Source organism: Balneolaceae bacterium (assembly GCA_034521495.1).
Taxonomy (GTDB): domain Bacteria; phylum Bacteroidota; class Rhodothermia; order Balneolales; family Balneolaceae; genus Rhodohalobacter.
In genome coordinates, this window is record JAXHMK010000010.1 from 396,984 (window position 1) to 411,275 (window position 14,292).

At 42.7% G+C, this 14,292-nt stretch carries 10 protein-coding genes; 5 read left to right on the forward strand and 5 right to left on the reverse strand.

Annotation, left to right across the window (positions count from 1 at the left end; translation table 11 throughout):
• Positions 1 to 59: 59 nt before the first annotated feature.
• The 3 genes from U5K72_10630 to U5K72_10640 all read left to right on the forward strand — a co-directional run bounded on the left by U5K72_10630 (position 60) and on the right by U5K72_10640 (position 3,200).
• Positions 60 to 368, forward strand: coding sequence for a hypothetical protein (locus tag U5K72_10630; GenBank protein MDZ7719259.1), 309 nt, complete (start codon positions 60 to 62; stop codon positions 366 to 368).
• A 69-nt stretch (positions 369 to 437) separates the two neighbouring features.
• On the forward strand, positions 438 to 932 hold the full coding sequence (locus tag U5K72_10635) for a hypothetical protein (GenBank protein ID MDZ7719260.1): 495 nt from the start codon (positions 438 to 440) through the stop codon (positions 930 to 932).
• 420 nt (positions 933 to 1,352) lie between these two features.
• Positions 1,353 to 3,200: a TonB-dependent receptor gene (locus tag U5K72_10640; GenBank protein MDZ7719261.1), complete on the forward strand. Its 1,848-nt coding sequence runs from the start codon at positions 1,353 to 1,355 to the stop codon at positions 3,198 to 3,200.
• Between the two features lie 653 nt (positions 3,201 to 3,853).
• Here U5K72_10640 and U5K72_10645 read toward each other — a convergent pair.
• From U5K72_10645 to dacB, 4 genes are all read right to left on the reverse strand, one after another.
• Positions 3,854 to 4,273, reverse strand: a complete 420-nt coding sequence (locus U5K72_10645) for a secondary thiamine-phosphate synthase enzyme YjbQ (protein MDZ7719262.1) — start codon at positions 4,271 to 4,273, stop codon at positions 3,854 to 3,856.
• Between the two features lie 128 nt (positions 4,274 to 4,401).
• A complete protein-coding gene (locus tag U5K72_10650; GenBank protein MDZ7719263.1) occupies positions 4,402 to 5,163 on the reverse strand; it encodes a glucose 1-dehydrogenase in 762 nt (253 codons plus the stop codon).
• Between the two features lie 125 nt (positions 5,164 to 5,288).
• Positions 5,289 to 7,481, reverse strand: a complete 2,193-nt coding sequence (locus U5K72_10655; protein MDZ7719264.1) for a DUF5916 domain-containing protein — start codon at positions 7,479 to 7,481, stop codon at positions 5,289 to 5,291.
• Positions 7,482 to 7,592: 111 nt separating this feature from the next.
• A complete protein-coding gene (dacB, locus tag U5K72_10660; protein MDZ7719265.1) occupies positions 7,593 to 9,041 on the reverse strand; it encodes a D-alanyl-D-alanine carboxypeptidase/D-alanyl-D-alanine-endopeptidase in 1,449 nt (482 codons plus the stop codon).
• Positions 9,042 to 9,604: 563 nt separating this feature from the next.
• On the opposite strand from dacB, the gene U5K72_10665 reads away from it, so the two are divergent.
• Both U5K72_10665 and U5K72_10670 read left to right on the forward strand, forming a co-directional pair.
• The gene (locus U5K72_10665; protein ID MDZ7719266.1) at positions 9,605 to 11,992 is read left to right on the forward strand and encodes a glycoside hydrolase family 31 protein; all 2,388 of its coding nucleotides are present in this window, start codon (positions 9,605 to 9,607) and stop codon (positions 11,990 to 11,992) included.
• 844 nt (positions 11,993 to 12,836) lie between these two features.
• Entirely contained in the window at positions 12,837 to 13,772 is a 936-nt protein-coding gene (locus tag U5K72_10670; protein MDZ7719267.1) for a DMT family transporter, read from the forward strand.
• A gap of 15 nt (positions 13,773 to 13,787) precedes the next feature.
• Here the strand turns inward: U5K72_10670 and U5K72_10675 are convergent, their stop codons facing one another.
• The gene (locus tag U5K72_10675) at positions 13,788 to 14,285 is read right to left on the reverse strand and encodes a DUF6438 domain-containing protein (GenBank protein ID MDZ7719268.1); all 498 of its coding nucleotides are present in this window, start codon (positions 14,283 to 14,285) and stop codon (positions 13,788 to 13,790) included.
• Positions 14,286 to 14,292: the final 7 nt, after the last annotated feature.

The following is a 14,292-nucleotide window of genomic DNA, read 5'->3' on the forward strand; positions in this document are numbered from 1 at the left end:
CGATATAGAATAGATTATAAAACATTACGTTCATATATTCTCGCATCACAAAAACCCCTTTGATACAGTTCAGAAATAAAATATCGATTTTTATTCTTGCAGTCGCAGCATTGGGGCTACTGTCCTCATTGATGCACTATCACAGCTACACGCTCGACTGCCTTGAACACGCCGGTGAATCTCACTACACTGAGTATGAGTTGGTGTGTCCTGTCTGTGCTTTACATGTTCATTTAGATTCTGATGATTCAAGGACTTTTTACACAGATTTAGAGTTTAAAGAGTACATCGTCAACACAGATGATATTCTGCTCCTCCAAGAAAACTACGACTCTCCTCTTGGCAGATCGCCTCCCCATATTGCTTGAAAACTACTCATTTCTACTCTCGCATCTGCGAGATAAATCTTATCAAATCATTTTAAAATTTTTCAAGCTATGAAGAAGTATACCTTATTTTCTGCGGCTAAGTCCGTAATTGCCATTATCGCCTTATCTTTACTTGCAATCTCTTGTTCTAATTCTACATCCTCTGAAGATGACGACCATGAACACGAAGATGCAGCTGGATTTCGACTCATGCTCAACGGAACAACAGTCGTTGAACAACTGCCCGGAGAAAGTCTTACCGGTGAATTTGAATTAGCCCCCGGTGAAGAAACAGACCTCATTACCATCTTTTTTCTGGCAGATGATGGAGATGAATTCCAGCCAGACGATGAAGAATTTAGTCTGGGTTACGAATTCGACGATGAAGGAATCGCCGAGTTTGAACAACATGAAGAAGATGGTAAGTGGAGTTTCCATTTACATGCAGAGTCTGAGGGTATAACGGATATGCGTTTAATGTTGATGCATGGCGAACACTCCGATTTTACCATCTCAACCGTTTATCGTTCATGTACACGATTAGAACGGCCGGAAGAAGATTAAGTGAAAATTACTCTACAATTATACTAGTAATCTCATGGCGGAAGTTTCAACTCTCATTTCTGGGCGCAGTCACTCTCGTCGTAAGAACAAGCTTCGTGTTGCTCAAACGAGTGAACCGTTGTTGATGCTCAGACCAAAGAACCTGTTCCTTTTGCATACGTTCATTTAGAAGAGATTAACAGGGCCATTACCGCCGATCGTAATGGTGAATTTCAATTCCAAAATGTACCCTCCGGAACATACACTCTATCTGTTCATCGTATCGGGTTCAGAGACTTTACCAGAGAAATTGATCTAAATGAATCCAGTAAATCGATTACAATTGAATTACAACCTCTTACAGTACAGGAAGATGAAATCACCATTACAGGTGAAGCTGAAGAGACAGTTGGCTCAAGGCTGGAGCATGCTTCCACAAAAATTTTAGGTGAGGAACTGAGAAGAAATCTTGGAACGACACTCTCAGAAACACTTCAAAATAAAGCAGGTTTTAATGAGCGATCGTCAGGTCCGGCTCCCGGCAGACCTGTTATACGCGGCCTGGGAGATGAACGTGTTTTAATTCTCCAGGATGGCGAACGAACGGGAGATGTCTCGGCTCAATCAGCCGACCATGCCGTTAGTATTGACCCGATGGGAGCTGAAGAGATTGAGATTGCCCGAGGGCCGGCTGCACTGTCTTATGGTGCAAATGCAATTGGTGGAGTTATCAATGTCGTCAGAAATCAGATTCCAACATCTGTGCCAAGTTCAGTTACAGGATCGGTTTCCATCCAGGGAAAATCGGTGAATAATGAAGGATCAGCTGCGCTGGAATCTTCCATTCCAATAGGCAAATTGGCCATGAATCTCGATGTGAACGGCCGAACATCATCTGATTTTACAACACCCGAAGGTACTGTAGAGAATTCATCCATCCGAAATACACACAACACAGCGGGAATCAGTTACATTGGTAAGCGTGGATATATCGGGGGATCGGCCTCTTATTACTATTCGGAATATGGTATTCCTCCCGATCCGCTTGGCGGTCATCCCAGTGGAGTGGATATTGAAATGAGTAAATTTCAATTTGATCTGCGGGGAGAGCGTACGTTTAATGACTCATTCTTCCGGTTAGCCGAGGCAAGATATTCTTTTGTTAACTATAATCATGTTGAACTTGAGTCGAACGGAGCAGTTGGAACTGAATTCGGTAATCTCACCGCAAATAGTTCTTTTAAAATTCATAACGGAGAATGGGGAGTATTTGATGGCGGTTCTGCTGGCATTTGGGCTGAATGGCAGGATTATGCGGTTTTTGGAGCACGAACCCCCGACTCCAATCAATACAGCGCAGCGGCTTATCTTATCCAGGAAGGAGATGCAGGAGCGTTACACTACGAATTAGGTACAAGATTTGAGTATGTGTTATCGAAACCTAAAGAGGAGCGCATCTCCAACCGAATCGGGGCTATTGAAGAACGGTCATTTTCTGCATTGGCTACTTCAGCATCGGCTATTTATGGATTCACAAATAAATTCTTTGTGGGTTCCACGTATATGCATTCATTTCGTGCTCCAACATTAGAGGAACTCTACTCAGAAGGTCCTCATCTTGCAGCGTACAGTTATGAAATTGGAAATCCAGAGCTTGATTCTGAACGAGGAATCGGACTTGAACTGTTTTTTCGATATCGCTCGAACCGGTTTACGGCTGAACTCGCCGGGTATAGAAATGATTTTCAAAACTATCTCTATGCCAGGGATACCGGCGAACAAAGTGTATCTGATCCGTCACTGAATAATTACCAGTTTGTGGGTGAGTCCGCCCTGTTTTATGGAACCGAGTTTTCCGCCAATGCACAAATAAGCGATCAGTTTTCAGTTGGCGGTACACTTTCTTACACCCTGGCTGAACGAGATGTAAGTGAAGAAGAACAGGAAGTTACAGGATATGACGGAGATACACGGCCCCTCCCTATGATTCCGCCTCTGCAAGGTTCAATCTATGGGCGATTTTCAAAAAACAATTTTACAGCTACTGTACGCTATAAACTGTCTGACAAACAAACCCGCCTTGGAGAATTTGAAACAAAAACAGAAGGGTATGGACTATTAAGCGCTACAGTTCAATACCGATTTTCCACATCAGGGATCCTTCATACGGTTTCACTTAGCGGATCAAACCTGCTGGATAATACCTACCGCGATCACCTTTCCAGGATTAAAGAAGTTTTCCCGGCACCGGGCAGGAATATCAACCTGTTGTATCGTCTATATTTTTGACCACATCTGTCCAAAACGTTTCTCACTGATCAGCGAATGCGCAGTACTTATTTAGTGCGAAAAGACGCTCGGTTCAAAGACCATTCATCGTTTCGCCCTCTCCCCCAACCCCTCTCCGCGGAGAGGGCGAAGGGCGACCACCGGTTTTACCAGTGGTTCGATTTTTATCTACAGATCGCCAAACAGATACAATGCTGATCAATATGATTAGGTGTTAGAAAACCTCAATTCAGGGGTTTGGTTTTGTTATCTTATAAATACCTTCTCTCAGAGATAAAAAAGACAGATTTCTTCTCATTTTTTAAATGTCTTGGACAGCTATGATTTTTGACGTTTAGAAAAGCTAAACACGTAAGTAACTTTTTAACTAATACAATAGTATGATTGCGCGTTTGCCCTCTGAATTAAGCTGGTAGTGAATAATAGAACGATTATTTTGTCCTTTTAAGATTGAAGAAGTACAGTTACTACAACAATTTATACAACCAGACATGAACGTAAATCATTAATGAATTCGGGATAATTTCGACTGATTATCCTTTGATCAATGGGATGGGATTGCTTCGCAAATCAGTTTACGTTATACGTAAATTAATTTTTATCTCCGCCAATTTTCAAGGAGTTGTCGCACTCTCGAAGGTGGCTCTAATTCATCACTTCCCAACAACCTGAACCACAATATGCCTCTTTCGTGATTGATTGTCATGATCGAGCACAACAATCTGCTGCCAGGTTCCCAGAATACATTTTCCATCACGAATCGGTACTGTAATTCCCGGCCCCATGAATGTGGCACGAATATGTGAAAATCCGTTATCATCGCCCCAGGTCTCAGAGTGATGAGATTTCATATTCTGAGAGGCAAAATCCTCCAGCTTCTCTTTGATATCTTTTACCAGTGCAGGCTCAAACTCCATCGTTGAAATGGAAGCGGTTGAACCGACTGCATGAATGTGGCAAAACCCATCATTAAATCCAGTCTCTTTTACAATCGCGTCCACTTTTGGTGTGAGATTATGGATGTCTGAAAATCCATTTGTATTGAGGTGAAGATCTTTTGTGATGATGTCCATAGTTGATAATGTTTAAGTGTTATTAACTATCCATTGTAATTAAATTATATATGCGACTTACCTAATGATTCAGCATTCATGTACCATTTTCATCACTATCATAAAACAGATCTAATACATTGAAAAAATCAAGAATTCGCCATTATCCCGCCATCAATGGTATACGCACTTCCGGTTATCCACGATGATTCTTCACTTGCCAGGAACAGCGCAAGTTGAGCGATATCTTTTGGTTTCCCTAATCGTTTCATCAATGTCGCTTTTTCTGCTTCATTCACAGCTGTTTCGGGATTTGGAAAAGCAATAGCCGAATCATGCAAAAGAGGCGTATCTACAGGTCCAGGACAAATCGCATTGACCCGGATTTCAGGCCCGTAATCAACAGCGGCCTGTTTTGCTAAAGCCAATAGTCCAGCTTTTGATGCACAGTACGCCGCATGGTTTGGAAAGGATTTATAAGCAGCTATTGAACTGTTGATTACAGCTACTCCCTTCCCGTTTTTCTGCATTTCAGGAATGGCATATTTCAGCAAGTAATAAACCGAATCAAGATTGGTTTGAAATGTTCTGTGCCAAAGTTCAGTTTTCAAGTCGGTAATTTTTCCCAATCCGAGCATTCCGGCATTCGTTACAATGCCATCCAGTTTTCCAAAGCTTTCAATGGCTTTTTGAACCAGCTTTTGATTCGTTGATTCTTTTCCTACATCACCGGCCAGGAACTCTACCCTTCCATTCTTTGATCTGATCTCATCAACAACAGACTCTCCCCTTTTTTGATCTCTTCCGTTCAGGATCAAAGACGCTCCTTCATCCGCAAATTTCAGGGCAATCCCCTTCCCCATTCCACTCGTGGCTCCGGTAATGATGAATACTTTGTCTTTTAATTTCATAATGGATGGGTTTTTATGCATTTAATTATTTCGCCACGAAATCACTAAAACACTAAATAAATATGACATGAAACAGAAGGTATAAAAACTTTTGTGCTTTCGTGTTTTTGTGGCAGCCCTTTTTATCAAATATTCCACCAATAGGTAAACTTCAACAGCAATGCTCTGTTTTTAACATCAAATGAGCCGGGCAGATAATTATCAGTATAGACAATAAAGAGATCTGATGCCGGCTGAAAACGCCATTGCAGTCGTGTATTGATGTTTACATTATCAAACTGCTCATTGTATTGGGTGAAACTGGTCAGGTACAAGTTTTTGGTAAATGTAATATCCAGCCGCGATCCAATCAGCCAAAACTCTTGGTCACCCCATGGTTGCGGCAAACCAAGATCGTTATAGCTTGTACTCATCGATACATTCACATAGGGTTGAAAACGGTATCCCAGCTCCGTAGATAAGCTCAGCAGTGTACCGTCTGCATAAAATCCGCCATATTGAGCTTCAAATCCATACGTGAAAGCGCTCTGAGCTTTTGAGGAAAATTCCATACCAAAACGTTTGGCCGAATGTGTCGTGCCGGGGTCAAGGAAAAATCCGCTAACCGCCGTGGGATCAAAAGGTTCAAGGAGTTCTACATAAAAGTCAGATACCCATACATTAAAACTGCTGCCGCTTCTAAAATTCAGAATGTATTCAAGACGGTTCTCGTAATCTGTTGTATTCAATTGCTCATCAAAATAGAAGGAAAGATCTGCGGCAGGCCCATGACTCAACACAATTCCGTCTCTTTCAGGGTAAAAAAGATAGCCGATCCCGGGACTTGAGCGAATATACCCTCTTCTTGGTACGAAACCCACGCGCGCTGTATAGTCCTGACCAACATATTCATGAGCCCATTCAGCCTGCCAGTTGCCATCGGAATAGAGTAAATTTGCAGTGTGGCTTAGGCTTCTATCGTCATCATTTGGTGAGAATGACTTCAGCACCATAAATTTTCCGGTCCACAAATTGTTGGAAGTAGCCAGATTGTATTCAACACCCACATTTCTATCAAACTCCGGGGCCATATTACCGGCATCACTGTTATCAAATCCATCTCCGGTTGATTCCATATTAACAAACAGAAATCCAATATTGGACCGTGAAGAGACTCTTCGCTTTAAAGAGACCACAGAAAAATTTTGAGCCGGTTTTTGAAGATTATCCACAGAACCGGTTTGCATATTCATTACACCCAAACGCCAGTTTCTGTTCAGCTGACCACTAAGGCGACCGCCGGCATGTATAGGTGCATCCAGGCCAATTCGTCTTGAAAAGAACGGTCGGATATTGCGGTTCCCAAAGCTGGCAAACAGATCTTCATTCTCAAGAAAAAACTGTCGTTTTTCAGGGAAGAAAAGTTCAAAACGTTCCAGGTCAACAATCTGCTCATCAACCTCCACTTGGGAGAAATCGGGATTTACTGTAAGATCCAGCGTCATAGATGAACTCAGGCCAATTTTTGCATTCAAGCCTGCGTCACGCTCATAGGATCTGGAATCCTCCTGCTGGAAATCATGGTTAATGCCACCCAAAACATGAGGAATAATCGAGATATTTGACCCGGCCGGTGGTGGAGGTTCATCCCAAACCAACACACCTGTGTATGCCAGGGATACGGATGGAAACTGACGCGGAACCGGCGCCCAACTCGACTTCTCAAATGCTGTAAGGTCGTACCGGCTGAAATTGATTCCCCATTCGGTAATCTCATCATCATACCGGATGGACTTAAATGGAATGGCCGCTTCAAACACCCATTTATCTTTATAATTGGCCACGGTTGAAACCCACTTGTTATCCCAGCTCAGGTTCATACTTCCGCCGTTATACATCATTCCGTCCCATTCCGCTCCGGCGGCATTGGCTCCAAATGAAAAGCCATTGGTTTGATCGTTAAACGTATCCATGGCGAGCAAAAAGTTGTCATTCCGGGGAAAGTTGAAATCTCTTCGTAGTGATTCTACTACATTTTCAGAGCCATCTTCAGGCCGGAAGTTTTCAACCAAGAGATAGAGATATTCTTCATCATACGTCATCCGAACATCCGTACGAAGATCAGCATAGCTGGTATCCATTGGTGTGATCATGAAAAAATCAGTGGCTCTTTCAGCTTCTTGCCAAGCCTTTTCATCGATTACTCCATCAATTTGAATATCGGATGAAGCTTTTTTGATATGGAGCCGATAGTCCTCGTTAATTTTTTGGGCGTTGATTAACCCGGTTAGAAGAAAAGAAAGTAAAAATGTGGTAAGAACTGATTTTAATAATTTCACCCGGCAGACGATATTCTATATTACTTCTATTACTAATGTTTGAGCTTATTCTCTTGCAAGTAAGTTACACCTGTATAATGTTGAAGTCCAATAGGATTCAGAAATTTTCAATCAGAAAGATGAATAGATATGCCACAAAACCTTTTCCATCTCTTCCTTAACAACAGCTGATGGTGTGACATAATGATTATTCATAAAGCTAAACAGCAGTTTACGTCCGCTTTTTGTAATGATAAAACCCGACAAACAATGATTATTCATGAGCGTCCCGGTTTTGGCATAAACATACGGGGCACCTCCCTCGCGATGGGCATACCAACTCTCTATCGTTCCCGTTTCACCTCCGGCCGGAAACAGCTCAAACATCTTTTCATCACTGTCGAACTCTTCATCAATTTTTTCAAGTAATTGGACAATGGTCCTTGGAGTAAACATGTTATATCGCGAAAGGCCGGAGCCATCTGCCCATTGAGGCTGATCCGGTAGGTCACTTAAATAATTGTCTATAATATATTCGATTATTTTCTCTGTATTCATCGGCTCACCGCGTTCAGATGCAATCATCAACAGAAGTTGCTCTGCTATAAAATTATCACTGGGTTGAAGCATTCGCTTGTAGGCCGTATCTGCAGGAATACTGTATAAAACCCTGGTATCTGATGGTTTTTCCATTTTGATATTTTTTACCGTTCTCCCCAACGTATCAGCAAGCAGATCAGTGACCAGTTCAGATGTATAGTGAAATGGTTTAAGAACCTCGTACGTAGTTGTATCCGCCACCGGGCGATATTCAAACTGATTTCCGGTTCGATCCCTCAGCAATAGTTCACCATCAGTTCCGGCTTTCTCCTCTAAATTTTGGGTAAACTGTTTTGGGGTAATCATAAATTCTCCACGGTTCTTTTTGATTCGGTTGATCTCAATATGCTCAACCGTAAATTCAACCATATTTCCGTAGATCGGGAAGGGAGATTTTTCTGCTGAATAGTATGAGTTGTAATCATCCCACGACCACCCGGCACCAAGAGGTTTATCTTGAAAATGTGAATCGGAATAATAGAGATCCTCAGGCCGATTCTTCAGGAATTCATAAACCGTATCAGAACCATATTCCCTGTGTAGAAATGATGGATCCGCAGTACCCCAGAAAATGAGAGAATCTCCTTGAACCACATATTCGAGCGCCCTGAGAGTATCAGGAAGAGTTTTTAACCCCGCATAAAAAGTAAAGAGTTTTGTATTGGAAGCAGGTGTAAAATATTTATTTCCGTTTAGGGAATAGAGTGTAGAATCCGTTTTCGGATCATATAAAACAAAGCCTGTAATATTCGCTGAAAACAGTTCAGATTTCTCAACCATTTTCACCAATGATGGAGAACCTTTTTTCTCTTCTTTTACTGGCTGGGAATCAGCAATTTTACTTGTTGTCTGACAACCAAAAAAGAGAGCCAGAAACAGGTAATATGATATCAATAGGTGGAGGGTTCGGAAGTTCATCAGATAAAATCGGTGATTAATCGGTTTGATTACTATAAGGCTTTGCAAAACTCTGACCGTCATCCTGAACTTGATTCAGGATCTCCAGATACTGGCTATAAAGACGAATGGAGAATCTGAATCGAGTTCAGATTGACCAGTAACCGCGGTTTTGCAAAGCCCTCTACTACAGTTCAATAATTTTCTAAGAGATAACAAATTGGTGATGATTTTAAAACTTTTCTTTTCCATTTAATCGGGCCGATTTCTCTTTTGAAATCTGCAATTTTTGTTACTTTAAAACTATAGGACTTTTAACCAAGCTACAGTATCTCATTAATTTCTGTCTAATAAATACATTTACGAATGAATCACCTCGGGGCAGAGCCCACGAGGTATCAACTTATAATCCATAAATTTTTAAAAAGTATGAGCTTTTTGGTGAGTGTCCCCCTTCGAAGGGGGCAATGGGGGATGAACCCTTGTGCCTCAGAACCAAGATTTGGTCAATACAAAACTTAGAAAGTCATCCCCCTGCTCACTCCGCTCGCTTTCCCCCTTCGAAGGGGGACTTTTATCTTTTTTCCGACCCAGAGTGTCGGGTAATTAAACCACATTAGATTAAAGATCTAAATTACAGGAACGTTATGATCAATAAATATTCACTACTTATCGGAGTGTTGGCTGCTTTCTTGTTTGTGAACAAAGTGTCTGCACAGTTACAGGGAACAGGTATTCTAAATGAACCCACGGATATCTCCCCGGACTTTACAAATTTTCAAAACACATACTACCTGGCGGATGAACTAATATCGTTTGATCCGGAAACAGCATCAGGCACACTTAAATATAATCGATATGAATACGGTACTCGTATGGCATTCAACAATTTACTTGCCACATTGAGCCCTGTTGAAGCGAATGAATTTCCGGGAACGGAGTATGCGGCAAGTCCCGAACTTCCATTTTCCATCCAGTTTGTGTCATCCAGAACGGTTCGTCTTAAAGTCTCTTCGGGGCCGCAATTTGTGGACAGAGAATCGCTTATGCTGGTTAATGGAACTGCTCCCGATGCCCGCGACGAATGGAAGTATGCCAAAGTTGAAGAGGGGCATCAATATACAAGCGAACACGGCAAAGTATTAATTACGGTAAACCCCTGGCATGTATATATTTATGATGAAGAAGACAAACTTCTTACGAGTACAGTTCACATGTCTGATGTCACCAATACCTTTACACCTGTACTGCCATTCTCTTATGTCCGCAGGGCGAGCGACTATTCAAGAAGTTACTCCGCAGTAATGTCCCTCCAGCCCGGCGAAAAGATCTACGGATTTGGGGAGTCGTTCACACAGTTTGATAAGCGCGGTGAAAAAGTAGTTCTCTGGGTGGATGATGCAAACGGTACACAGAATGAAACAATGTACAAGCCGGTTCCATTTTATATGAGCAATCGCGGGTACGGCGTGTTTATGCATCACTCCAGCCCCATTTCTGTTGATATTGGCAAATACTTCAACGCCGTGAACTCCATGATGATTGGCGATGATGAAGCCGACCTCTTTTTCTTTCTCGGTGAGCCAAAGGATATCCTGGATGAGTACACCGAACTGACCGGTAAAGCCTCCATGCCGCCACTCTGGTCATTTGGATTCTGGATGAGCCGTATCACCTACTTTTCTGAAGAAGATGGCCGGCAGGTTATCAATCAACTTCGGGACTTCGAAATTCCTGCCGATGTACTTCATTTTGATACCGGTTGGTTTGGCGTTGACTGGAGAGCCGATTACGAATTTCCTGAAGAGCGTTTTCCTAATCCTGAACAGATGATTCAGGATTTTAAAGATCAGGGATTTCATATCTCTCTCTGGCAGCTACCTTACATGACTCCAAAAAATGAATTGTACAATGAACTGGTTGAGAATGATCTCGCCATCAAAGACCGAAAAGGGAATATTCCTGTTGAGGATGCCATCATCGATTTCTCCAACCCCGAAGCGGTTGATTGGTATCAAAACAAGCTCGAACCTTTGCTTGAAATGGGCGTTGGAGCTATCAAGGTAGATTTTGGGGAAGCGGCTCCAGAAAATGGGCTCTATCACTCAGGACGAACCGGTTGGTACGAACACAACCTCTACCCTCTTCGATATAACAAGGCAGCTGCAGAAATCACTGAACAGGTTAGCGGTTATCCCTTTATTTGGGCCCGCAGCACATGGGCCGGTAGTCAGCGCTATCCCGTTCACTGGGGTGGTGATCCGGCAACCACAAGTTCAGCAATGTCAGCCACACTTCGGGCAGGACTCTCGATAGGCTTAACCGGATTTACATTCTGGAGTCACGATATTGGTGGATTTACAGCGGCAGCACCTGAAGATGTCTACCGGCGGTGGACACCATTTGGCATGCTAACCTCTCACGTTCGATCGCACGGAAACCCACCTACAGAACCGTGGGAGTACAGTGACGAATTCCTGGAAGGATTTCGTAAGGCAGACAACATGCGCTACAGGTTGATGCCTTATATCTACTCGCAAGGAAAATACAGTGCAGAACGAGGTCTTCCAATGCTTAGAGCATTGTTTGTTGAATACCCGGATGATCCCGGTTCATGGCTGATTGATGATCAATACCTGTTTGGATCGGACATGCTGGTTGCTCCTCTTTTTGAAAATGTTGAAGAACGTGATGTCTATCTGCCGCCCGGAACGTGGATTGACTATCAAACCGGGGAAACCTACGAAGGCGGGTGGCATACCATCGAGGCGGGTGAAATTCCCATTGTTGTTCTTGTGAAAAGCGGAACGGTGATACCGCACATCGAACTGGCTCAATCCACCAAAGATATGGATTGGTCGAACCTGGAACTGAGAGTGTTTTCTGCTAATGGAGAATCAGCCAGCGGAAAAATCTATCTGCCGGATGGTGATGAAGTTGAAACTGTTACCGTGTCACAACAAAACGGTGAATTCACACTTGATGATGATCCGTTTGATGACCGTGTAAACTGGGAAATTACCAGTTTCGAATAAGTTGATTGATTTCTCAGCCAAACCCATTTTTAAATTTTTACTGCGAGAATGTGAAGCGATCCCCAACCCTGTGATTGCTTCACTTCATCGGAGAAGTTACCCCGAAATTTTTACTTATTGAACTGTAAGTTTAATAAAATCAGAAGGATTCTTTTTTAAACAAGTGGAAATGCTCTTTGTTTGAAAGAAGACTGCATAATAAGCCCCGAAGGGGCGTCATCAATAGCATGGGGTGAAACCCTATGAAAAATAACGCATTTCATTCGATCAGCCCTGAAAGGGCGTAAGCCCAAGAGATTGTCAGAGGAAAGCTTGCGCCCTTTCAGGGCTACACAATTCCTATGATTCCCAATACATAGGACTCCGTCCTATGCTATTGATGACGCCCCTTCGGGGCTTTTGATCGAAAAAACTCCTTGGTCCCGACGGTTCGGGACGTTTCAAAAACCGAGACAAATTTCATCGCCATTGCTAATTATTTGCTTAAAAAAATGGGGTAACTCCTCACTTCATCGCAATTGATTTTCATACTTTGGCGGTTCAACTTTCTTTCCTCTTTTATTCTTAAAATTATTCAGGCACCATTCTGTAAGTTCAGTTACAGCTGAATCAATTTTTAAAACTTTATTACAGTTCGGTTTGGCAATAAGTATTACACTAATATTGTTTTATATTGATTTTTTATGAATGATATCGACCCATATCAGATTAATTTTTTGTCTTCAATGCGTTTACAATTAGCTGACTAACGGATCAACTTCTTGGCTGACACTGAACTCTCAGAACATACTGTACACAATCCCGGAAAAGAACTCTCACATCACGGACTTCTCCTTCTTTTTACATTTTTTGGGGAGCCAATTTTATCCTGGCAGAAATTGCTCTCCGTGAAATGGCTCCTATCTCTTTCAGCGTTTCAAGATTTGCGATGGGCGGTATTGCCATGTTGGCCGTCCTCTATGCGCAGGTCTATGTGGATGCCAAACGCTCAGGAACCACATTTCAATTCTTTCCCCGCATCGAGAAGAAAGACTGGATGCGGCTTTTGTGGGTTTCCGTTTTAGGCGCAACCCTTGCCCCGTGGCTGGGAATTGAAGGGCTTGGATTAACACATGGTGCGCGTGCTTCGATCTGGCTGGCCCTGGGGCCTGCTGTAAGCACAGGTCTTGGTTACGTTCTCAGCACTGAAAAAATGGGTAAGATTGGATATGCAGGCGTGATATTAGCCGGGCTCGGTACTTTAACTCTTGCTTACGATGGCCTCTTCGTAGAACAGGGATATTGGTCGGGTGATCTTTTATTATTTATTGCATTGGTGTTGACAGTCATTGAGCTACACCTGATTAAACCTCTTGCCCGGAAATATGGCTCCGTAAGTATGGTAGCGATGAGAACCGTTATTGGCGGAACGCTCTATCTTTTAATTGCCTCCCCTTCCCTGGTGCAGGAAGACTGGCTGAATCTTGGAATGTGGACATGGATTGCTATACTTGCCGGTGGAGCAGTCGGTGTTGGCGTGGGTCAGTGGGTAAAAGTCCGTGCATTGAGATTATTAGGCCCCACACGGGTTGTTATTTACGGTAACCTCGTTCCTATTGCTGCACTTTTGATTGCATGGCTTTCCATTGGACAAAATCCATCTCTTTATGAAATTTTAGCCGGATTGTTGGTTATTGCCGGTGCTATCTGCATTCAGGTGATTGACACATCCCGGAAACCAAACGAACACTCCGTCCAGGATGATGAACTTTCGGTAGTATCAAGCGCAAAGCAGGATTGATTTCAGAAAATTTTGCTAATCTTTCCCTTCTACCCATTTATCGACACCGGCAAGGCTGTCAATCGCTTCCTCAAGTTCATACAATTCACCCTCATACTGAAACCCCTTGCACCCCAGGTAATGTGAAACACTATTTCGCTCATCTTCCAATTTGACTGTTAAAAACACACTTGAGTGATCTGTATATCGTGATTCACATTCTGGACTTGAAGGAACATCCATAAAATGAGATTCCCGGATCCTTTGAATCAGTACATCTAAATTTTTCTGAGACATCTGGCCTGTTGCTATTCCTTTATGATCTACAAATTCTCTTCCGTTAAAGGTTACTTTTCCATCCTTTAAAATGGATAGTGTATATGCAGGACAGGTGCCAAAACAGACCGTTCGTTCCATTTGAACGAGAGTATCAGCTGTTGAAAATTCAGATAATCCCTGCGGAATAACGGGATTGTAAAATGTACCGGCAGCTGTGAAGATAATTAACAGTATCAGTATAGGTAGCTTCTTCATAGTGGTA